Genomic DNA, 20,997 nt, shown 5'->3' on the forward strand with positions numbered 1-20,997 from the left:
GGTTTGGCCCCGGTATGGGTTTAGGTGGCGGTAGGCGGAGTGAGGTCAGAGACAGGACACGGACTGACGGCGTTCAGGGAGGCCGGCGTGGACGAGTACGTGATTGTGGTGGAGACGGGCTACAAGGAAGCTTCGGCAGCGCACCGGGTGTCCTTCACGGAGCCCATGCCGCGGCGGGAGGCCGAGACGATGTTCCTGGAGATCATGGACGGCCGGCATGAGGAGCTGCTGCCGTTCCGGACCAACCGGTTCATCCTGGAGGTTTCGCACACCGAATTTGTCCAGGTGCAGCAGAACATGGGCGGGTCCGTGGTGCTGGACCGGGTGACCCTTACGCGCAAGCATTAGCCTCCCTGTCTGCCCGCCGGGCGGCGCAGACCGCGGCAATCCGGGGGATGCAGGGTTCATTCTGCAGGCTGCTCGTATCCCCGAGCGGACGTCCCTCGAACAGCTGGGTGAGCAGCCGGCGCAGGATCTTTCCGGACCGGGTTTTGGGAACGTCCGGAACCACGACGACGGCGGATGGCCGGGCGATCGGGCCGATCTCCCGGGTGACGTGTGCCCGCAGTTCCTCGCGGACGCGGTCCGGGTCCGCCGCAGCGGTGAGCACCACGAACGCGGCGACGGCGTGCCCGGTCCGGGCATCGGCCACCGGGCAGACGCCGGCCTCCACCACCCAGGGGTGGGAGACCAGGGCTGATTCAATTTCGATGGTGGAGAGCCGGTGTCCGGAGACGTTCAGCACGTCATCCACCCGGCCCAGGATCCAGGTGTCGCCGTCGTCGTCATACCGCGCGCCGTCGCCGGCCAGGAACCATCCCTGCCGTGCATACTGCCGCCAGTAGGACTCCAGGTAGCGCTGCGGGTTGCCCCAGACGGTGCGGGCCATGCCCGGCCCGGACCGGTCCACCACAATGAAGCCCTGGGTGTCTGCCGGCACCGGATTCCCGGCGTCGTCCACAATCCGGGTGGAGACCCCGGGCAGTGCCCTGGCCGCGCAGCCGGGCTTGAAGGTGGTGTCCGTAGGGCGCGGGGAGAGGATGGTGGCGCCGGTCTCGGACTGCCACCAGGTATCCAGGACCGGCACTTCGCCGCGGCCGAACTGGTCGCGCAGCCAGCGCCACGCCTCGGGGTTCACTGCCTCGCCCACGGTGCCCAGCAGCCGGATCGAGGAGAGGTCATAGTCCTGCGGCACGCCGTCAGGGAACCAGCCCATCAGCGCCCGGACCAGGGTGGGGGCGGTGTAGTAGCTGGTGACCCGGTAGCGTTCGATGATTTCCAGGTGCCGGCCCGGGTGCGGGGTGTCCGGTGTGCCCTCGAAAATCACCTGCGTGGCACCGTTGGCCAGCGGCCCGTACATCTCATAAGTGTGTGCGGTGACCCAGGCCAGGTCCGCGGTGCACCAGTGCACGTCCGCAGCCCGCTGCCGGGGATCCGGGTTGGCAAAAAGGTATTCGTAACTCCAGGCCGCCTGCGTCAGGTAGCCGCCGGTGGTGTGGACCAGTCCCTTGGGCCGGCCGGTGGTTCCGGAGGTGTACATGATGAACAGCGGCGTTTCGGCGTCGAAGGACTGTGCCTGATGGGTCTCCGACGCCGTCTCCACGCTCTCGTGCCACCACACGTCACGCCCGGGCACCCAGCTGATCTCCGATCCGGTACGCCGGATGACCAGCACGTGCTCAATGTTGTTGGTCCCGGCCACGGCGGCGTCGGCATTGTCCTTCACCGGTACGGCCGCGCCGCGGCGGAACTGTCCGTCCGTGGTGACCAGCAGCTTGGCGCCGGTGTCCTCCACCCGGAATTTCAGCGCTTCAGCGGAGAAACCGCCGAATACCAGGGAATGCACGGCGCCGATCCGGGCGCAGGCCAGGGTGATGACGATGGTTTCCACCAGCACCGGCAGGTAGATCACCACCCGGTCCCCGGCCTCAATCCCGAGGGACTGCAGGGCGTTGGCCGCCCGGCAGACCTCCTGCTGCAGCTGCGCGTAGGTGACGGTGCGGCGGTCTCCGGGTTCGCCCTCGAAGTGCAGGGCAACGGTGTCACCGCGTCCGGCGGCCACATGGCGGTCCACGCAGTTCACCGCGGCGTTCAACCGGCCGCCGGCAAACCATTCAATGGACGGGACGGTGTACTCGGCGTCCTCCTCGGGAACCTCCGGCCCGCTGATGCGCTCAGGTTTCCGGAAGGTATGTGCGCGCTGCCACGGCTGCTCCCACTGAAGCGTGCGGGCAGCCGCTTCCCAGAAGGCGATGCGTTCGGCTTCCGTGGCGGGCTCCGCAACGTCCTCCGTCACGCGCCGGTGTCCGGCTTCCAGATCCGTGACTACGCCCATTTCTTCACCGCCTGCTTTTCGGCGATACCCAGGACGGCGTCGGTGGTCTTGCCGATGACGGCCAGCAGGATGATGGCCAGGAACATGCGGTCCGTCCGGCCGTTGTTCTGGGAGTCCGTCAGCAGGAAGCCCAGCCCCATGGAGGAAGCAATCAGTTCCGCCGCCACCAGGAACAGCCAGGCCTGCGCCAGGGCGAGCCGCAGACCGGAGAACACGGCCGGAACCACGGCGGGCAGCTGAACGGTGGTCAGCAGCTTCACCCCGCGCAGGCCGAAGGCCCGGGCGGCCTCCACCAGGTTCCGGTCCACATGCCGCAGCGCCAGGGCCACGGTGGTGAAGACGGGGAAGAAGGCACCGATGGTGATCAGTGTGACCTTCGAATCCTCACCGATCTTCATCCACAGGATCAGCAGCGGCACCCAGGCCAGTGAGGGCACCGCGCGCAGCGCACCGACGGCCGGCCCGAGCAGGGCATCGGCCAGCCGGGACAGCCCCAACAGTGCGCCGAGGAGCAGTCCCAGGGCTGCCCCGAGCGCAAACCCGGTCAGTACCCGCTGAGTGGAAATGGCAATGTGGGTGCCCAGCTGGCCGCGCTCCACCAGATCCGCCGCGGCGCTGTAGACCGCTGCCGGTGAGGGCAGCTGGACGGGGCTGAACACCCCGGCGGCGGTAGTGAGCTGCCAGGCGGCCAGGATCAGGGCAGGGACCACCAGGCCCAGACCCAGCCGGGTGAACCGGTTCTCCAGCAGGGATCCCCGGGCCTTGGTCACAGGGGTGGTTTCGTTGGTCCGTGTTGCACGGGGAAGGACGCTGCTCATGACGAGGCTCCCAGCGAGTCCGGATCAGCGTTGCGGACGTAGCTGTCCTCCAGCAGGGAGTCCAGGGCCGCATCGATCTGATCCTGGCCGGCCACGTCTCCGGTTTCCACAAGCGTGGGTCCGATCTTCTCCAGGACCTTGCGCTGGGCTTCGCCCGGGGCGGGATCCGTATCCAGGTTGCTTCGCTCCAGGATGACCGTGCTGGCGACGGCGGGATCAAGTCCGGCGACGTCGGCCAGGATCTGCGCGGTCTCCTCCTGGTTATCGGCTGCCCAGGCCCGGGCCTTGGCATAGGCGTTGACCACGGCCTGGGCCTGTTCCGGTTCCTCGGCGAGGAAGGATTCATTGGCGGCAAGGAGTCCGTAGGTGTTGAAGTCCAGGTTGCGGTAGGCGAGTTTGGCGCCGTTCTGCTCGGCGCCGGCCATGATCGGATCCAGCCCGATCCAGGCGTCCACGGAACCGTTTTCCAGGGCGGTGCGGCCATCGGCGTGCTGCAGCTGTTCCACCGTCACGTCGGAGAGGCTGAGTCCGGCTTCCTCGAGGGCCTGGACCAGGAAGAAGTACGGGTCGGTGCCCTTGGTCGCAGCCACTGATTTTCCGGCCAGGTCTGCCACGGAGGTGATGTCCGAGTCCGGGCCCACTACCAGGGCTGCCCATTCCGGCTGGGAGAACACGTCAATGACTTTGATCGGGGAGCCGTTGGCGCGGTTGAGCAGGGCAGCGGACCCTGCGGTGGATCCGATGTCGATGGCACCGGAGCGCAGGTTTTCGTTGGCCTTGTTGGAGCCGGCGGACTGGACCCATTCCACGGTGACCCCGTCCTCCGCCAGTGCCTCCTCCAGCCAGCCCTGGTCCTTGATGATCAGGCTGAGCGGGTTGTAGGTGGCGAAATCCAGGGTGAGGGTGCCGCCGTCGGCGTCCTTGACGGCGGCAGCGCCGGCAGTGTCCTCGCCGGCGACGCAGCCGGTGAGGGCCAAACCGGCCACCGCGGCCAGACCGGCGAACGTACGTGCTGTGCGTCCGCGGACGGAGCGGGGGAAGGGCAGGAAGGCCGGTCGGGTACGGGGTGCAGGGGCAGTCATGATGGTTCCTTTGAAAGGGTCAGGCTGGAAAAGGGGAAGCCGGGGCCAGGCGCAGGCGCCAGGGGCGCGGCCGGATCGGGGCAAAACAGGGGAAGCTCTCCCCGGAGCGGGAAGGGATGGGTCAGGCAGTGCCCGGAAAGGGGTGCCTGCGGAGTGAAAGGAAGGCCTAGTGGCGGTCGACGCCGAGCAAGGCCAATAACTCGCCGCGCATTCGGGCCAGCTCCGCCGAGGCACGGTCACGCGGTCGGGAACCGGGAACGGTGACCACGTTGGTGATGGTGGCACCCGGTTGTCCGGGTTCCCTGCCCAGGACGATGATCCGGTCCGCGAGCTGCAGGGCCTCATCAACGTCGTGGGTCACCAGCAGCACCGTGGCCGGGGCTGCCTCGTGCACGGCGAGGAGCAGATCCTGCATCTTCAGCCGGGTCAGTGCATCGAGGGCGCCGAAAGGCTCGTCCAGGAGCAGCACACCCGGTTCGCGGGCCAGGGCGCGGGCCAGCGACGCGCGCTGGGCCATGCCGCCGGACACTGCCCGGGGCTGGTGCTTGGCAAACGCAGCCAGACCCACCAGGTCCAGCAGTTCGGCTACCTTGGCCTTTCCCCGGCTGGCGCTCGCGGACTTGGGCAGTCCGATGGCGATGTTCGCCTGCAGGGTCTGCCAGGGCAGCAGCCGCGGCTCCTGGAAGGCGAAGGCACACCGCTCATCGATGCCGCGGACCGGCCGGCCGTCAATCAGGACGTCACCTGCGGTGGGGCGGTCCAGGCCGGCGGCGGCACGCAGCAGCGTGGATTTTCCGCAGCCGCTGGAGCCCAGAATGGCCAGGACCTCTCCGGGTTTGACCTCAAAGGTGACGTCGCGGAGCACTACGTGTTCATTTGCTCCGGTGCCGAAACTGCGGCCCAGGGCGTCGAAGGTGACCGGCAGGGCGGGATCGGCCGGCGCTGCCGTACCGGTGCCGGACGCGGTCGTGGAAGGAGACAACACTGCTGTCATAGAAAACACTCCATCGGTCCTGGCAGTAGCACCCTACGGAAGGTGTCCTGAGCCGGGGTAACGGCTTCCTGCGACACCAGCCTCGTTATTGCCGTACTTCAAGGAGGAAATACGGCAACCAGGGTTGCTGCGGCTTCATCGATCCAGGTCTCTCAGCCGCTCGGGATGGTCAAGGACTACTAAACGCCGGATTTACGGATCGGACAAGTCCCGGCCCTGCAGCCGATTCACAGAAGGAAATGTTCACGCGGACGCTCTTGGTGCCCGCCCCCGCCATGAACACCCCGGAGCATTGACCTGACGCGCCACCGGCTCCAAGGTTGGAAGAGGCCAGCCGGAGCCCATTCCCGTTCTTCGCGGCCGGTCTCTTTGCGGAAATCAACGAGCCTTCGGTTAAACGAGCCTGGATCAACGAGCAGGAGCAGCCATGGAACAAGCAGCGAACGCATCGGGAACGGTTCTATCCGCTGACGGCACAACCATCGCGTGGTCGCGGCAGGGCAGCGGACCGCCGCTGGCCATCGTGGGACCGCTGCTGGCACACCGGAGCAGCCGGGCCACGGCGGCTTTGGCGGACGCTCTTTCAAAAACCCACACCGTGTATACCTATGACCGCAGGGGGATCGGGGAAAGCGGGATTGGCGAGGAATACACTGCGGAGTCCGACGTCGATGACCTCCTGGCCGTATTGCAGGTGGCAGGCGGGGCCACGGACCTCTACGGGTTTTACGACGGCGCCTTCCTGGCCTTGCGGGCGGCGGAGGAATCCACGGTGGTGAGCCGTGTAGTGGCGCTCGAGCCCACCCTCTCCCCGGGCGACGGGGAGGATGAGCTGCTGGTGCTGCAAAGCGAGATTGAGGGACTGGGCGGGGTGAACGTTCCGGTGCTGATCCTGGCCGGCAGTGCCAGCGGCGGGGAAACCCAGGACCTTGCCCGGCGGGCCGCCGATGCGCTGGACGAAGGTGAATTCCGGCTGCTGGAGACGGACACGAGCGGGTTGCCCGATTCGGCGCTGACCGAGGCCATTGAGTCTTTCCTTCAGTGACGCACGCCCGGGTAAGCTGGAGCCCCCATCCCGGCTTCCCATAAGGACGGCAGATGTCAGACTCCAACGGCACCGCTACCGCGCACGCCAATGATCCCGAGGTCATCCGCAGGCTGATGGCCACCCCCGGCCGCTGGGCCGTGGTGGGCCTGTCCAACAACCCGATGCGCACCGCCGTCGGCGTTTCCCGCTACATCCAGGACCATCTGGGGATGGAAATCATTCCCGTAAGCCTGAAGGGAGACGACGTGCACGGCAACAAGGGCTACAAAAAGCTCAGCGAGATCCCGGGCAGCATTGACGTTGTGGACTGCTTCGTGAATTCGGAGCGTGTAGGCGACATTGTGGACCAGGCCATCGAGGTGGGCGCGAAGGCGGTGTGGCTGCAGCTCGGCGTGGTGGATGAAGAGGCAGCGGCACGGGCCAGGGCCGCGGGACTCGACGTTGTGATGGACACCTGCCCGGTGATCGAGGCCCCGCGGTTCGGACTCTGAGCCATCCTGCCGGCAGGCCTACAGCTTGGCGAACCGGGCCCGGATAATGCCGATGTACAGGCCGTAGAGCATCAATCCGATGCCTACCGCGGCCAGGGCCACCACCCCGAAGGGCTGGTCCCGCAGGGTATGCAGCGCGCCGTCGAGTCCGGTGGACTGTTCGGGATCCGCGTTGACCGCCGCCAGGGTCAGCAGCACACCCAGCACGGCGAGGGATATTCCCTTGGCGGTAAAACCGGCCACGCCGGTGACGTCCACTGCCCGGCGCCACACCGAACCGGGGATGCCCGTCAGTTCCCGGCGGAACCGGCGTGTCACACCCTTGAAGATGAAATAGCCGCCCACACCCACCAGCACGAGGCCCGCGATCGCGAGGATCCACTGGCCGGCAGGGACGGCGAGGAGGCGGGCCGTCCAACTGACCGAGGATGAGCTGCCGTTATCGCTGCCGCGTCCCAGGGCGAAGCTGGCAAAGATGGTGCCGATGGCTCCATAGACAATGGCCTGGCCGGCATTGCTGGCCCGGTCCTTCCACAGCTCCTTGTCCTTGAGCCGCCGTCCGGCCAGGAAGATGCGGGAGAGCTGGAACAGGGCCAGGGCGTAGCAGCCGATGAAGCAGAACCAGAGCAGCAGCGCCCCGCCGGGCTGCTCGGCCAAGGCTGCCACGGCGCCGTTGGTGTCGGCATTGCCGGATCCGCCGGAATCGATCTGCAGGGCAATGACGCCGATGACCACGTGGACAATACCGCTGGCTACATACCCCAGGCGGGCAACCCGTTCGAAGGTCCTGGAGTCCGCTGCGCGCCCGGCTGTCTCCGCCACGGAATTATCACTGCGGTTCCTGTGCTCCAAACCGTCCATCCTCTGCTTGGTCTCCGGCACGCCGGCTGGCATACCTCTTACTCCATCCTGCCATCCAAATCAGCAGGCAGTGCCGAAGCACCGAAAGCGGGGATAGGCTTCAGGCATGGATGCAGAGGCCCTGCGCCGGCTGTGCCTGGCGCTGCCGGGGACGTATGAGGACTTTCCCTTCGGACCGGAATCGTCCGTGTTCAAGGTGCGGGCTGCGGGAGGCCGGGCCAAGATGTTCGCGCTGGCAGCGCTGGCAGCCGAGCCCCTGATGATCAGTTTGAAATGTGAACCGGAGCTGGCGGTCCAACTGCGTGCCGCGCATCCGGAAATCAGCGGGGCCTGGCATATGAATAAAACGCACTGGAACCAAGTGGAGGTTGCCGCCGGGCTCCCTGAGGGAATGGTGGCGGACATGGTGGAGGATTCCTATGACCTGGTGGTGGCATCGCTGCCGCGAAAGGACCGGGAATCACTGCGCTGGAAGGGGCTGGCGGACGGATGAGCGGGGCCCGGCGTGCATTGACCTACCCGGACACGGGAAGTACCGAGCGGCCATACCCGGTGCCGATGACTGACCGGTGGCCCGCCGGGTACCGGCTGGTGCTGCGCAAGGAGGAGCTCGAGGTGCCGGACCCGCGCGCCGGGTTCCTTCGCCTGACGGAGGGCCTGCTGGACTGGGATCTGCACCGCGGAGCGGGACTGTTCGTCCGTCCCGGTACGCCCCGGGCCGCCCCCGGGGTGGAGATGGCCTCCGGTGTCGGAGTCTGGCGGGTGCGTTATTACGCGCCGTGCCGGGTGCTGTGGGCTACGGAAGCGCTGCTCGACGACGGCGGGGAGCCGGTCTCCGGCCAGCGCGCGGGGTTTGGGTACGGCACCTTGCCCGGGCATCCGGAACGTGGCGAGGAAGGGTTTTACGCCGAGCTGGATGAGGACGGCAGGCTTTATTTCCGCGTGGCTGCCTACAGCACGCCCGCCAACCGCATCATTGCCGCCGCGGACCGGGTCAATGTGCGCGTGCAGGCGTTCTACACCAACCGGTATTTCGCCTCGGCCTACCGGCTCGCTTCCGGCAGCTGATCACGCCGGAGCGTGAACTTCAGGGCAATGTCGCCTTCTTCTTCCGGCAGGAACCCGGCGGTCAGCAGCACCGAGTTGGAGGCGGTGTTGCCCGGATCGGTGTACGCAATGGCTTCCTCGACCCCCGGCTGCGCCAAGGCAAACCGGGACAGGGCAATCAACGCCTCCGACGCATAGCCCTGCCGCCGGCTGGAGGGCGCCACGCTGTAACTGATTTCCACCGCGTGTTCAACGGGAATGCCTTCGAAACCGATGGTGCCCACCACCAGGGAGGTGGCCCGTTCGCGGATCATCCGTGTGCCGAAGGCGGCAGCTGCGGGGGAAAGCAGCCCCGCCTCGAAAAACCGGCGCGCGGCGTCGTAATCAGCGGGCTGGGGGAAGTCCTCGGCCCAGTCCGGCAGCCGTTTCTGAATGATGAGGGCATCCACCTCGGCCACGGACATGAGGTCCAGCAGCAGCCGCTGAGTGGGAATGCCTGCATTGGCTGCAAGGTTCTCGGGGATTGTGCTCACGAGCTAATATTGCCTCTTCTTCCCCGATTTGCCGTATTTAGTGACCGGAGACGCCCCTCCGGCGCGCCGCTCCGGAGGTTGTTTCCGCAGCCCGGGGTTTTTTCTTAGCTGTCACCATGACTCGTGACCCTACACGGCCGCTGGACCGGCACAGGCCCGGCGGAAGAATCCCGCCGGGCCTGTGCCGCTCTGCCGTTCTGCTTAGCCGAAGTGCCGCGGCAGGGTGCCTTCGTGGGCCGCCTTCAGCTCGTTCAGCGGCACGGAGAACCGGCTCTGGAAGTCCAGTGCGCCAATCTCGGTATCCACCACGCCAATCCGGCTGTGGGCGAAGCCGCGGGCGGAACACATGTCCTTGAACCGGACTTCTTCGCTGCGGGCCACGGAAACCACGGCACGGGCCTGGGATTCGGAGAACAGCAGGGTGAACAGGTCCACGCCGTCCCGCTCGCAGACCTCATCCAGGCCTATCCGTGCGCCGACGCCGAAGCGCAGTGCCATCTCGGACAGCGCCGCTGCCAGGCCGCCTTCGGAAAGGTCGTGCGCGGCGTCGATCATGCCGTCGCGGGAGGCGTTGACCAGCAGTTCGCCGAGCAGCTTCTCCGCCTGCAGGTCCACCTTCGGCGGCTGGCCGCCCAGGTGTCCGCGCAGGTTCGCGTATTCGGAACCGTCCAGCTCGTCACGGGTCACACCCATCAGGTAGATGGCCTGGCCGTCCTCGCGCCAGCCCGACGGCGTGCGCCGGGCAACGTCGTCGAACACGCCCAGCACGCCCACCACGGGGGTGGGATGGATGGCGACGCCGCCGGTCTGGTTGTAGAGCGAAACGTTGCCGCCGGTGACCGGGACGCCGAGTTCGCGGCAACCGTCGGCCAGTCCGCGGACGGACTCGGCGAACTGCCACATCACTTCGGGATCCTCGGGGGAGCCGAAGTTCAGGCAGTCGGTGACGGCCAGCGGGGTGGCGCCGGAGGTGGCTACGTTGCGGTAGGACTCCGCCAGGGCCAGCTTAGCGCCCTCGTAGGGGTTCAGGTAGGAGTAGCGGCCGTTGGCATCGGTGGAAATGGCCACGCCCAGACCGGTGGTTTCATCCACGCGGATCACGCCGGCGTCATCCGGCATGGCCAGGGCGGTGTTGCCCTGGACATAGCGGTCGTACTGGTTGGTCACCCAGGACTTGTCGCACATGTTGGGGGAGGCCATCAGTTCCAGGATGGCGTCCCTGATGGCGGCGCTGCCAATGGGCCGCTCCCCGTCGAAGGAGGACCCCTGGATGCTGTCCTGTACGGCCGGACGGGACATTGGCCGCTCATAGACGGGGCCCTCGTGGGCCACGGTGCGCGGATCGACGTCGACAATGGTCTCGCCGTCCCAGTCAATGATCAGGCGGCCGGTGCCGGTGACCTCACCCAGCCAGGAGTACTCGACGTTCCACTTGTCCATGATTGCCTCGAACGCCTCAACGTTCTCCGGAGTGACCACGGCCATCATGCGTTCCTGGGACTCGGACATCAGGATTTCCCCGGGGGTCAGGGACGGGTCACGCAGCAGCACGTTGGTCAGTTCCACGTGCATGCCGCCGTCGCCGTTGGAGGCCAGCTCCGACGTCGCGCAGGAAATGCCGGCCGCGCCCAGGTCCTGGATGCCCTCCACCACGGAGGCCTTGAACAGTTCCAGGCAGCACTCAATGAGTACCTTTTCGGCAAACGGATCGCCCACCTGTACGGCGGGACGCTTGGAGGGCTTGTCCGCGTCGAAGGATTCCGAGGCAAGCACCGAGGCACCGCCAATCCCGTCGCCGCCGGTGCGCGCACCAAAGAGCACCACCTTGTTGCCGGCGCCGGAGGCGTTGGCCAGCCGGATGTCCTCGTGCCGCAGGACGCCCACGGCCAGCGCGTTGACCAGCGGGTTGCCCTGGTACACGGAATCGAAGACCAGTTCACCGCCGATGTTCGGCAGGCCCAGGGAGTTGCCGTAGCCGCCGATGCCGGAGACGATGCCGTGCACCAGGCGGGCGGTGTCGGGGTGGTCGATGGCACCGAAGCGCAGCGGATCCATCACGGCCACCGGACGGGCGCCCATGGAGATAATGTCGCGGACAATGCCGCCGACGCCGGTGGCGGCGCCCTGGTAGGGCTCCACGAAGGACGGGTGGTTGTGGGACTCGACCTTAAAGGTCACGGCCCAGCCCTCGCCGATGTCCACCACGCCGGCGTTCTCGCCGATGCCCACCAGGAGGTGTTCCTTCATCTTCTCGGTGACCTTGTCCCCGAACTGCTTCAGGTGCACCTTGGAGGACTTGTAGGAGCAGTGCTCGGACCACATGACCGAGTACATGGCCAGTTCCGCGGCGGTGGGGCGGCGGCCCAGGATCTCCACGACCCTGCGGAATTCGTCTTCCTTCAGGCCGAGTTCGGCCCAGGGCAGCTCGGTATCCGGGGTGGCGGCGGCGTGCTCGACGGTGTCGATGTTGAACTTCTGCGCGGCAGGGGAAACGGTCATGACTTGCCTCCGGCAACGAGCGTGTTGAGAACTGAGCTGAAGATGCGGAGCCCGTCGGTGCCGTAGCCCAGCCCGACCTGCCCGTAGGCGGAGGAATCCGGACCGAAGCCCGGTTCCACGGCGTGCTCGGGGTGGGGCATCAGGCCCACCACGTTGCCTGCCGCATTGGTAATGCCGGCAATGCCGCGGCGGGAGCCGTTGGGGTTTTCCCCGTCATAGCGGAAGACCACACGGCCTTCACCTTCGAGCTCGTCCAGTGTTTTTTCATCCGCGACGTACTGGCCGTCCTGGTTCTTCAGCGGAATGACCATGCCTGCACCCTGCTCGTACCCGGAGGTCCAGGCGGTGCTGTTGTTCTCCACCCGCAGGAGCTGGTCCGCGCAGGAGAACTTCAAATGGTTGTTCTTGATCATGGAGCCGGGCAGCAGGTGTGCCTCGGTGAGGATCTGGAAACCGTTGCAGATGCCCAGCACGGGCATCCCGCCAGCCGCGGCGTCCACTACTTTTTCCATGACCGGAGCAAAGCGTGAGATGGCTCCGGCGCGCAGGTAATCTCCGTAGGAGAACCCGCCGGGAACAATCACGGCATCCACGTCATGCAGGTTTGCCTCGGCATGCCAGAGGCCGACGGCGGTGCCTCCGGCGATGGTCACGGCGCGGGCGGCGTCGCGGTCATCCAAGGTGCCGGGGAAGGTGATAACACCAATCCGGACCGCCCTCAGGGCGGCGTCTTCGGGAGCGGCGGAAAAGTCGCCGATCAGGGGAGTGCTCAAGATCAGGCCTCCGGGATAACTTCGACGCGGGTGACGTCCTCAATCACCGGGTTGGACAGCAGGGTGGCCGCGGCCGTGCGGGCCTGTTCCAGGACTTCCTCAGTGACGTCACCGTCCACGGTCAGCTCAAAGCGCTTGCCCTGGCGGACACCGGTAAATCCGCTCAGCCCCAACCGGGGGAGAGCCCCGGCAATGGCTTTGCCCTGCGGATCCAGGATTTCAGGTTTGGGCATGACATCAACAACGATCCGGGGCATCCGGCAACTCCTGTGAGTGAAATGGGTGGCCGCGGACCCTGCCGTCTCACGCTGATTCAGCGCTCCGCGAGCTTGCACTGCCCATTCTAACGGCGTTGCGTATGTTACGCGGACGCCGTTCGCCTCAGGCTGGAATCTCCAGTTGGAAGCCGCAGTGGCAGCGCAGCACGGTGGTGTCCAGTTGAACGTCCGCCGGCGCCTGGGCCTGCATGGAAGAGGTGGTGAGCGGCTCGAAGATGGACTGCTGGCGGTGGTCCCGCGGCTGCATGGGTTCACCGCAATGCATGTAGTCCGCGGCATCGTCTTCGGAGCGGACCGTGCAGCGCGCCCAGACGGAGGAATGGCGGATGGGGTGGCCGTAGAACCGGTCACACTCCGCGCAGGTGTAGTTGATTTCGAGGAATTCTCCGCTGCCCGGCTTCGCTGCCGGTTCCACGGATTCGATGATCAGGAACTCATCGGTGCCGCAGTAGCTGCACCAGGGGACGAACTCACCCGGACCGGCAGAGTCTGCCCCTGACAGGTCCTCGGGTCTTGCTTCGATTGACATAGTGCGCCTCCAGTTCACGGGTCTCCGGACGGAGAATGCCTTCGTCCGGAGGGGATACTAAGCATGCTTATTCATAATACGGCATATTCGTTCCGGTGGCTGGCCGGGCCGGTAAGGGCAAATGATGCAGATCACATCTGGCTACAGTGGTCTGGTGAGACTCCTCAAAGTACAACCGGGCACTCTCCGCCGGTTCATGAACCTCTGGCCGCCGTTTGCCTTCACCGGCATCCGGATCATCCACCTGGACCCGGAGTATTTCAACGTCACCGTGCGGCTGCGCGAGCACTGGTGGAACCGCAACGTGGCGGGCGTGCATTTCGGCGGGTCCCTGTTCGCAATGACGGACCCGTTCTGGATGATGATGCTGCTGCACCATCTGGGCCGTGACCATGTTGTCTGGGACAAGGCGGCGGAGATTGACTTCGTGAAACCGGGCCGCGGGGAGCTCACCGCCCGCTTCACCCTGGACCCGGCCGACGTCGGACGCCTGCGCAAGCTCGCGGCCGGCGGGGACAAAGTGCTCGAGTGGTTCTCGGTGGAAGTGCGGGACGGTTCCAGCGAGGTCGTGGCGCGGGTCCGCAAACAGGTCTACGTGCGGTTGAAGCGCGACCGGGCGGTAGCTACGGAAGGAAACGGCAATGAATAACGCAGAGAACCCAGTGATCCCCACGGGCTGGGAGTTCCTGGTCACCGGGATTTCCGCGGCTCTGATCATCCTGCTCGTGGTCGCCGTCGTCCGGCTGGCCCGGTCGCAGGCCGTAACGGCCGCTGAACGGCTGGGCCTGCTGCTGTTCTGTCTTGTGGTTCCGCTGCTGGGGCCGGTGCTGACCCTTGCCCTGTTGCGGCGCCGGGACCAGCGGGTTGTGTCCTCTGCTGACAAGTCTTCTGCTGCCAGGCCTTCCGCGGCCAGGCGGGCCCGCCGCTAGAAGGTGCCCTCGGCCGGTCCCAGCAATCCGGTCAGCCGCTCCCAGCGGGAAATCTGGCAACCGTCGGTAAGGGCAAAGGATGTGTCGACTGCTTCCCCGTTCACCGTGCCCGTGACATGAGCGCGCTGCATTCCCACGATGTTCTGCGTGCACATGGCATTCCGGTCCGCTTCGGCGAACAGCGCCGCGCCCTGCTCGGCAAGGGCTGCACACGCGGCTGCAGGGTCCGGCACGTTCGAGCCGGGAAGCGGGGCGGCGCCGTCGCACTGCAGGGTCCAGGTGTCGGTGGTGCTCTGGCCATCGGCCATAAAATCCACCGTGAGCGAGGTTGCGGCCGCACTGGCCGGCGCCGGCTGGGAGGGGGACGCCGTCGGGCCCGGAGTGCCAGCCGCGGAGGGGGAGCCGGAGGCAGAAGCAGCGTCGGAGGCAGAAGCAGGTCCGGAGGCAGACGGCGACGCCGGGTCTGCTGGCTGATTGCCTGCGTTGTCGGCACCGCAGGCGGTCAGGGCCAGCACGGAACAGAGCAGGAGCAGCGGGACAGTGCTGCGGCGGGCACGGGTATGGCGGGCACGGATCACGGTGAGACCTCCATCAGTTGGTGGCACCCAGCCTAGTTCCCCCGTCAAGGGACAGTAGTGGACCCAGGACCTGTGACCCCGGACCTCATGGGCTCAGCCTGGGCCGCCGGCACCGGCACCGGCGCCACCGCTACCTGCGCCGCCACCACCGCCACCGCCGCGGGCGGTCCGCGCCTGGCCCTCGAAGTACGGGCCCTGCGCCGGATAATAATCCCCGAATTCCGGCGCGGGGACGCCGTTCAGGGCTGCCTTGAGCCGGTCCAGATAGTATTCCCAGCCCGGACCGTAACTTTCGGCAGCGGCAGGGTCGGCCAGATGCTGGATGAATTCCATCCTTGTGCCTCGGGCGGCATCCTGAAGGCGGACCTCCACATCCCATGCCCCTTCGTCGTCGCCCACCAGCAGCCGCAGGAGTTCGGGAGCAACGCAGTCCCTGACCTGCACCCGGCTCCAGGGCAATCCCTCCTCATACAGCATCTGCAGGTCAAGGGCTCCGCTATGGTCCGGGGCGGCGTTCCAGCGGCCAAACCACGCTGCCGCCTGCTCCGACTCGGTGAGGGCCGCCCAGATGTCCGCCGGCGGCACGGGAAATCCGCGGGTGAGAATCAGCTGGTAGGACTGGTCTCCGGTGCGGAGGACCCGCCCGGTTGGTTCTGGCTGCATGGTGATCCTCCGAGCGGTCGGCGCCGGCAGTCTGCCGCATACCGTTATCAGCTTCAGCCTCGTGAGGGGAGCCTGTAAACAGCTCCGCGCAAACAGCTCCGTGTAAACCGATCCGTACGCCGGGGCACCCCGCGGTATGCGAAAGGCCCCGGAGATTCCCATCTCCGGGGCCCGCGGCGCGTTTCCGCACCGAAGCGCAGTACTAGTGCTGCCGGGGAACCTTGACGAACGGTGCCAGCACCAGGCCGATGGTGGCCAGGATGCCGCCGATGATGAAGGCAACGTGTGCACCCGCAAAGAGTGAGTGGGCCAGGTCCGAACCGGACTCCAGCCGCGATGCCGAGAGCAGGGACATAACGGTCACAAAGATGGTGGTGCCGATGGCGCCGCCCAGCTGCTGACCCGTGTTGAAGATGGCCGAGCCGTGCCCGTAGAGGCGGGGTTCCACGGCGGACAGCGCCGAGGAGAGCAGCCCGGTCATCAGCAGGGCCAGGCCGATGCTGAAGACAATATGGATGACCATGAATACCCGGAGTTCCGTATCGGAATCCACGGTGACATAGAGCCACTGGCCCAGCGCCAGCATGGCTGCGCCGGGGATCAGCACCGGGCGGGGGCCGAACCTGTCATAGATCCGGCCGAAGATGGGTGATACCAGCACCTGGGCAACGCCGCCGGGGAGCAGCATCAGGCCAATGCTCATTGTGCTCAGGCCGCCGCCGGTCTGCAGGATGATCGGAATAATGACCACGGTGCCCAGCAGCGTGCCCATCGCGATCATGATCATAGCGACGCTGAAGGTGAAGGTGCGGTTCCTGAACGGGGTGAGGTTCAGCAGTTCCCGGCCGGAACGTGTCAGGCGCACCTGGCGCCGGACAAAGAGAACCAGCGCTGCCAGTCCGATGACGAAGGATGCGACGGTCAGCGCCACGTTGTCGCCGGCGTGTTCGAGGCTGGAGATGCCGTAGACGAGGAAACCGAAGGCAATGGCCGAAAGGATGACGGAGAGTACATCCACCGGGAGCTTGCGGGTGGCGGACGGGATCTTTATGAAGATGATGCCCAGGATCAGGATGACGACCGCCAGCGGCAGCATCAGCACAAAGATGTAGTGCCAGCTGAAGGAGCTGACGATCGAACCCGAGACGGTGGGGCCGATGGCCGGTCCCACCGAGATCACGATGGAGTTCAGGCCCATGATGGCGCCGCGGTTGCGTACCGGTACCAGTGTCAGGGTGGTGGTCATCAGCAGGGGCAGGACGATGGCGGTGCCGACGGCCTGGATGATGCGGGCGACGAGCAGGAAGGCGAACCCCGGAGCGAAGACCGCGATGAGGGTGCCGACCAGGAAGCTGGAGAGCGCGAAGATAAACAGGCTGCGGGTGGTGAACCGCTGCAGCAGGTATCCCGTGGTGGGAATGACAACGGACATGGTCAGCAGGAAGCCTGTGGTCAGCCACTGGCCGGCCGCTGCCGAGACCTCAAAGTCCGCCATGATCGATGGCAGGGCCACGGTCAGGACGGTCTCATTCAGGATCATCAGGAAGGCCGCCAGGGCCAGGGCTCCGATGATTCCGGTGAGTTGCTTGGTGGAGAGTGCGGGCGCCTCGGCGGCGTGCGGCTTTTCCCCTGCTGTTGCTGCGGAGCTTGCTTGGCTCAAAACTTCCTCTTCCTGGTGGAGTGAACTGCAAGATTCTGTCACAGACTGCCAGGTTTGATGTCAGAACCTGGCAGAATGTGACAGAAAACAAGTCAGGTCCCAGCGCTCGCGGCATGGCAAAGTAGAAGTAAGGAAAGCCGAGGTGACTGGTATGGGAGTACGCGCGGAACGCAAGGCGGCAACGCGGAGAGATATCCAGGCGGCGGCGCTGGACCTCATTGAGGCTGCCGGGCTGGAAGCGACCACTGTGGCGCAGATAGCGGAGCGTGCCGGAGTTTCCGAACGGACATTCTTCCGGTACTACGTCTCCAAGGAAGCTGCCGCCCTGCCGGGCCAGGATGAACTGATCGAGGCGTTGGTGGGACGGGATCTGGCCCGGAACATGTCCCCGGCACAGATCAGGGATGAGCTGATGGATGTCTGCCGGGCACAGTTTGCCCATGAACTGGAGAACTACGAGTTCCTGCAGATCTCCCGCCTGGTGCTGCGTGAGCCGAAGATCCTGCAGATGGTCAGGCGCCAGGAGCTTCAGCTCGTGACCGAACTCAGCAACTCCCTGATGGAGCGGAAGCTGCTGGACAGGATGCAGTCGCTGCTGGTGGCGGAAGTCATTGCGTGCACGTGGCGGGTGGCCTGGCAGTGTTTTGCCCACGAGCAGGACGCCGGCGCTGATGCGGACCCGGCCGAGCTGTATGAACGCGCGGTGGCCGACCTGTCCGAGATCGCCTCACCGCTCGGTCGGTAGCTCCGTACACGCCGCCAGGGCCGTCAGGATGCGGGTCCGCAACTGCTGTGATTCCTCGGCAAATGCCCGTTGGGCCGCCGCGTACTCCGCCCTCCCCTGTGGTGTTTCCACCTGGATGGGTTCATATCCCCAGTCCGCCAGGTCATAGGGAGAGGCCTGCATGTCCATGGCCCTGATGCGCCAGGACAGCTCGAAGCAGTCCATCACCAGTTCGCTGGGCAGCAGCGGCACCAGCTTGTACGCCCACTTGTACAGGTCCATGTTCGCGTGCAGGCAGCCGGGCTGTTCCAGGTCCCGCTGGTTTTCGCGGGTAGGGGTGAGCTCGTTCAGCGGAACGGCTTCAGGAGTGTAGAACCGGAACGCATCAAAATGGGTGCAGCGGATTTTGCTGCGCTCCACCAGCTCGTCAGTTCCCTGGGGCCCGAGCCGCAGCTGCAGATAGTCATGCCGGATCCCGTTGTCCTCGGACTTGTACGCCATGGCCCACTCATGCATGCCGAAACACCCCAGCACCGGTTTCCGTGCGGCCGTGCGGGAGAGCAGCATCGCGGTAAACGCTGCGGCGTCGCCGCGTGCAGCGGCAAAGGCGGCAACGTCCACGGTGACCGCCGGTGTCCCGGCATCCAGGCCGGCTGCGGCAGCTTCGTCCGCGGTGAGGGTGCGGTAAAACTTCCAGCCTGCCCGCTCGGCGGCAGCCTCCCCGGTCAGGACGACGCCGGCGCCCGGGTGCCAGCGCAGCAGCTGGCCGGGCTTCTGGGAATAGTAGGTGAAAAGAAAATCCTCCACGGGGTGCTTCCGCCCCGCAGAGCGGCGCTCCAGGTATCCCTCGGTAAAGGGGCGGACCCTGGCCTCGTGGGCGGCCTGGCGCGCGCGCCAGTGCTCCTGGGGCAGGACGGCAGGGGCTACTGAAACGCTCACGGGTCCATTATCCCGCCCGCAGCAGTTCCCGCAGCCCCTGCCCGCATGGACCTAGCGCACCGGTGCCGGGCTCCGGTCGGCGTCGCCGTCGTCCGCGCGCTCGCCGTCGTCTGCCCGCTCGCCGGTGCCAGGCACCGAACGTTCGCTGCCGGCTTCCTCAGCAGCGCCTTCGGCGGTCCAGCCGTCAGCGTATTCACCGGATTCATAGTTGTAATCCACCGGCCGGCCTTCCTCATCGGTGCGTTGGTACCAGTCAGTGACGGTGGTGTCATAGGAGTCGAAGCCGGCGCCGGCACCTTCACCGTCCGCTGCCTTTTCGACGGTAATGGCGAAGTTGTCACCGTGTTCGTCAATGCCGGCCCGTACCGCGTTTTCCAGTGCGTGGGCGGCGTACTCCCTGCGGATGATCAGTGGATCGGTGTGCAGGTCCTTGGTGAACGCCACCATCATCAGCAGCAGGATCACCGCGAACGGCAGCGCCGAGACAATGATCAGGTTCTGCAGCCCCTCCAGGGCGGTGTTTCCGCCGACCAGCAGCATCACCACGGCAATGCCCATCATGGCCAGGCCCCAGAACACGGTGACCTTGCGGTCCGGCACGGGCTTGCCCCGCTGGGACAGGGTGCCCATGACCAGTGAGGCGGAGTCCGCAGAGGTAATAAAGAAGATCGCAATGCAGAACATGGCCAGGAACGGGGTGAACTGGCTCAGCGGCAGCCCGTTCAGGACCTGGAAGAAGAGGTCCTGCGGTGAGGTGTCAATGTTGATGCCGGGCTGGCCCTGGGTGCGCATCCAGATGGCCGTGCCGCCGAAGATGCCGAAGGCGAGGATGCAGACCAGGGTGGGCATCACCAGGGCGTACTGGACGTATTCACGCAGCGTGCGGCCGCGGGAAATCCGGGCCAGGAAGATACCGACAAACGGGGACCAGGAAATCCACCAGGCCCAGTAGAAGACCGTCCAGGACTCGGAAAAGGCCGCCGACTCCTCGCCCCAGGAGGGCCCCTTGCTCATCATGTTCAGGACTTCGGAGAAGTAGGTGCTCACGGAGGAGGGAATCATGTTCAGCAGGAACAGTGTGGGGCCGGCCAGGAAAATGAACACCGCCAGCACCAGGGCCAGTGACATGTTGATGTTGGAGAGCCAGCGGATGCCGCGGCCGACGCCCGAAACGGCGGAAGCAATAAACGCGGCAGTGAGGATCGCGATGATGCCGATCAGAGCCGCGTTGGGCAGCCGGCCGATGCCCCCGACAATCTCGACCCCGCGCCCGATCTGCAGGGCGCCGATGCCCAGGGAGGCTGCCGTACCGAAGAGGGTCGCAACAATGGCGAACATATCGATGGCCCGGCCCGGCAGGCCCTCGGTGCGGTTACGGCCCAGCAGCGGGGTGAAAATCGAACTCATCAGCGGCACCCGGCCGCGACGGTATGAGCCGTAGGCCACGGCGGCGCCGACCAGGGCATAGATGGCCCAGGCATGGAAACCCCAGTGGAAGTAGGACTGGGCCATCGCCTGGTGCATGGCTTCAGCGGTCTCCGGTTCCGCAGTGCCCGGCGGCGGTGAGAGGTAGTAGGTCAGCGGCTCATAGGGGCCGAAGAAAAACAGGCCGATTCCCACGCCGGCCGAAAACATCATGGCGATCCAGGAGAACTTGGAGTACTCCGGTTTCTCGCCGTCCACGCCCAGCGGGATTTTGCCGTAACGGCTGAAACCCACAAAAAGCATAAAGATCACAATGACGGCAATCAGGGCATTAAACAGCCAGCCGGTATTGTCCACCACCCAGGCCAGGGCGACATCCGAGACGGCCTTGAGGCTTTCCGTGGAGAGTATCCCCCAACCCACGAAGCCCAGGATCAGAGTGGCTGCCACACCGAACACCAGACGGTCGGTGCCGTAGCGCACCCTTTGCTCGTCCACGCCGATGCCCGGTACAAGGCCCGGATGCATGTCATGCGGATACCGCGGTTCCCGGCGCAGGACCTTGGCGGCACGTTCGCGTACTGTCGGTTTCGGTTTGCCGCTGCCCGGTTCCGGGGGTTGCTGCTTCCCTGTTCCGGAGCCGCTCACTCGCTCGGAATCGTTCGGATCGTGCTGCTGGTGTGCTGGCCGTGTTGCCACGTGACTCTTCTCCTCGGGGGCGCTGTGCGGCGCCCTTGGGTGTGCGCTAAGCAGGACCTTAGGGAGAATAGTGGCGCTTCCGGATCAATTCC

At 65.9% G+C, this 20,997-nt stretch carries 23 protein-coding genes; 8 read left to right on the plus strand and 15 right to left on the minus strand.

Annotation, left to right across the window (positions count from 1 at the left end; genetic code table 11):
• The first annotated feature begins 39 nt into the window (after positions 1-39).
• The gene (locus MUK71_RS00945) at positions 40-348 is read left to right on the plus strand and encodes a hypothetical protein (protein WP_227905891.1); all 309 of its coding nucleotides are present in this window, start codon (positions 40-42) and stop codon (positions 346-348) included.
• On the opposite strand, the gene acs is transcribed toward MUK71_RS00945, so the two are convergent.
• The 4 genes from acs to MUK71_RS00965 all read right to left on the minus strand — a co-directional run bounded on the left by acs (position 332) and on the right by MUK71_RS00965 (position 5,229).
• Entirely contained in the window at positions 332-2,335 is a 2,004-nt protein-coding gene (gene acs, locus MUK71_RS00950) for an acetate--CoA ligase (protein ID WP_227929717.1), read from the minus strand. The genes MUK71_RS00945 and acs overlap by 17 nt on opposite strands.
• Positions 2,326-3,153 carry an ABC transporter permease gene (locus tag MUK71_RS00955; RefSeq protein ID WP_227929716.1) on the minus strand — a complete coding sequence of 276 codons (828 nt, stop codon included), beginning with the start codon at positions 3,151-3,153 and terminating at the stop codon, positions 2,326-2,328. Before MUK71_RS00955 ends, acs begins: the two co-directional genes overlap by 10 nt.
• Positions 3,150-4,235 (minus strand): aliphatic sulfonate ABC transporter substrate-binding protein, encoded by a 1,086-nt coding sequence (locus tag MUK71_RS00960; RefSeq protein WP_227929715.1) that lies wholly within the window; start codon positions 4,233-4,235, stop codon positions 3,150-3,152. The genes MUK71_RS00955 and MUK71_RS00960 overlap by 4 nt, the downstream gene beginning before the upstream one ends.
• A 166-nt stretch (positions 4,236-4,401) precedes the next feature.
• Positions 4,402-5,229 (minus strand): ABC transporter ATP-binding protein, encoded by an 828-nt coding sequence (locus MUK71_RS00965; protein ID WP_227905882.1) that lies wholly within the window; start codon positions 5,227-5,229, stop codon positions 4,402-4,404.
• A 427-nt stretch (positions 5,230-5,656) separates the two neighbouring features.
• On the opposite strand from MUK71_RS00965, the gene MUK71_RS00970 reads away from it, so the two are divergent.
• Both MUK71_RS00970 and MUK71_RS00975 read left to right on the plus strand, forming a co-directional pair.
• Positions 5,657-6,274, plus strand: a complete 618-nt coding sequence (locus MUK71_RS00970; RefSeq protein WP_227929714.1) for an alpha/beta fold hydrolase — start codon at positions 5,657-5,659, stop codon at positions 6,272-6,274.
• Between the two features lie 53 nt (positions 6,275-6,327).
• The gene (locus MUK71_RS00975) at positions 6,328-6,768 is read left to right on the plus strand and encodes a CoA-binding protein (protein WP_227929713.1); all 441 of its coding nucleotides are present in this window, start codon (positions 6,328-6,330) and stop codon (positions 6,766-6,768) included.
• Positions 6,769-6,786: 18 nt separating this feature from the next.
• On the opposite strand, the gene MUK71_RS00980 is transcribed toward MUK71_RS00975, so the two are convergent.
• Positions 6,787-7,620 (minus strand): DUF1206 domain-containing protein, encoded by an 834-nt coding sequence (locus MUK71_RS00980; protein ID WP_227929712.1) that lies wholly within the window; start codon positions 7,618-7,620, stop codon positions 6,787-6,789.
• Positions 7,621-7,735: 115 nt separating this feature from the next.
• Between MUK71_RS00980 and MUK71_RS00985 the strand changes: the two genes are divergently transcribed.
• On the plus strand, positions 7,736-8,122 hold the full coding sequence (locus tag MUK71_RS00985) for an MmcQ/YjbR family DNA-binding protein (protein WP_227929711.1): 387 nt from the start codon (positions 7,736-7,738) through the stop codon (positions 8,120-8,122).
• On the plus strand, positions 8,119-8,697 hold the full coding sequence (locus MUK71_RS00990) for a DUF1990 domain-containing protein (protein ID WP_227929710.1): 579 nt from the start codon (positions 8,119-8,121) through the stop codon (positions 8,695-8,697). Before MUK71_RS00985 ends, MUK71_RS00990 begins: the two co-directional genes overlap by 4 nt.
• On the opposite strand, the gene MUK71_RS00995 is transcribed toward MUK71_RS00990, so the two are convergent.
• The 5 genes from MUK71_RS00995 to MUK71_RS01015 all read right to left on the minus strand — a co-directional run bounded on the left by MUK71_RS00995 (position 8,673) and on the right by MUK71_RS01015 (position 13,288).
• The gene (locus MUK71_RS00995; protein ID WP_227905874.1) at positions 8,673-9,209 is read right to left on the minus strand and encodes a GNAT family N-acetyltransferase; all 537 of its coding nucleotides are present in this window, start codon (positions 9,207-9,209) and stop codon (positions 8,673-8,675) included. The genes MUK71_RS00990 and MUK71_RS00995 overlap by 25 nt on opposite strands.
• 201 nt (positions 9,210-9,410) lie before the next feature.
• A complete protein-coding gene (gene purL, locus MUK71_RS01000) occupies positions 9,411-11,708 on the minus strand; it encodes a phosphoribosylformylglycinamidine synthase subunit PurL (protein ID WP_227929709.1) in 2,298 nt (765 codons plus the stop codon).
• The gene (gene purQ / locus MUK71_RS01005) at positions 11,705-12,484 is read right to left on the minus strand and encodes a phosphoribosylformylglycinamidine synthase subunit PurQ (protein WP_423724638.1); all 780 of its coding nucleotides are present in this window, start codon (positions 12,482-12,484) and stop codon (positions 11,705-11,707) included. The genes purL and purQ overlap by 4 nt, the downstream gene beginning before the upstream one ends.
• On the minus strand, positions 12,484-12,738 hold the full coding sequence (gene purS, locus MUK71_RS01010) for a phosphoribosylformylglycinamidine synthase subunit PurS (RefSeq protein ID WP_227905872.1): 255 nt from the start codon (positions 12,736-12,738) through the stop codon (positions 12,484-12,486). Before purS ends, purQ begins: the two co-directional genes overlap by 1 nt.
• A 124-nt stretch (positions 12,739-12,862) precedes the next feature.
• Positions 12,863-13,288, minus strand: a complete 426-nt coding sequence (locus tag MUK71_RS01015; RefSeq protein ID WP_227905871.1) for a hypothetical protein — start codon at positions 13,286-13,288, stop codon at positions 12,863-12,865.
• 154 nt (positions 13,289-13,442) lie between these two features.
• Here MUK71_RS01015 and MUK71_RS01020 point away from each other — a divergent pair, with 154 nt between their 5' ends.
• Both MUK71_RS01020 and MUK71_RS01025 read left to right on the plus strand, forming a co-directional pair.
• Positions 13,443-13,937: a DUF4442 domain-containing protein gene (locus tag MUK71_RS01020; RefSeq protein ID WP_227929708.1), complete on the plus strand. Its 495-nt coding sequence runs from the start codon at positions 13,443-13,445 to the stop codon at positions 13,935-13,937.
• Positions 13,930-14,217 carry a hypothetical protein gene (locus tag MUK71_RS01025; protein WP_227929707.1) on the plus strand — a complete coding sequence of 96 codons (288 nt, stop codon included), beginning with the start codon at positions 13,930-13,932 and terminating at the stop codon, positions 14,215-14,217. The genes MUK71_RS01020 and MUK71_RS01025 overlap by 8 nt, the downstream gene beginning before the upstream one ends.
• On the opposite strand, the gene MUK71_RS01030 is transcribed toward MUK71_RS01025, so the two are convergent.
• The 3 genes from MUK71_RS01030 to MUK71_RS01040 all read right to left on the minus strand — a co-directional run bounded on the left by MUK71_RS01030 (position 14,214) and on the right by MUK71_RS01040 (position 17,118).
• Positions 14,214-14,795, minus strand: coding sequence for a hypothetical protein (locus MUK71_RS01030; protein WP_227929706.1), 582 nt, complete (start codon positions 14,793-14,795; stop codon positions 14,214-14,216). The two genes, MUK71_RS01025 and MUK71_RS01030, sit on opposite strands and share 4 nt — an antisense overlap.
• A 93-nt stretch (positions 14,796-14,888) precedes the next feature.
• On the minus strand, positions 14,889-15,458 hold the full coding sequence (locus MUK71_RS01035; protein ID WP_227929705.1) for an SRPBCC domain-containing protein: 570 nt from the start codon (positions 15,456-15,458) through the stop codon (positions 14,889-14,891).
• A gap of 202 nt (positions 15,459-15,660) precedes the next feature.
• Entirely contained in the window at positions 15,661-17,118 is a 1,458-nt protein-coding gene (locus MUK71_RS01040) for an MDR family MFS transporter (protein ID WP_227929704.1), read from the minus strand.
• A 151-nt stretch (positions 17,119-17,269) separates the two neighbouring features.
• Between MUK71_RS01040 and MUK71_RS01045 the strand changes: the two genes are divergently transcribed.
• The gene (locus tag MUK71_RS01045; RefSeq protein ID WP_227905860.1) at positions 17,270-17,863 is read left to right on the plus strand and encodes a TetR/AcrR family transcriptional regulator; all 594 of its coding nucleotides are present in this window, start codon (positions 17,270-17,272) and stop codon (positions 17,861-17,863) included.
• On the opposite strand, the gene MUK71_RS01050 is transcribed toward MUK71_RS01045, so the two are convergent.
• Together MUK71_RS01050 and MUK71_RS01055 are read right to left on the minus strand one after the other, a co-directional pair.
• Positions 17,846-18,781 (minus strand): 3-methyladenine DNA glycosylase, encoded by a 936-nt coding sequence (locus MUK71_RS01050; RefSeq protein WP_227929703.1) that lies wholly within the window; start codon positions 18,779-18,781, stop codon positions 17,846-17,848. The genes MUK71_RS01045 and MUK71_RS01050 overlap by 18 nt on opposite strands.
• Positions 18,782-18,832: 51 nt before the next feature.
• Positions 18,833-20,905 carry a BCCT family transporter gene (locus MUK71_RS01055; RefSeq protein ID WP_227929702.1) on the minus strand — a complete coding sequence of 691 codons (2,073 nt, stop codon included), beginning with the start codon at positions 20,903-20,905 and terminating at the stop codon, positions 18,833-18,835.
• Positions 20,906-20,997 lie beyond the last annotated feature (92 nt).

The organism is Arthrobacter zhangbolii (assembly GCF_022869865.1).
Lineage (GTDB): Bacteria > Actinomycetota > Actinomycetes > Actinomycetales > Micrococcaceae > Arthrobacter_B > Arthrobacter_B zhangbolii.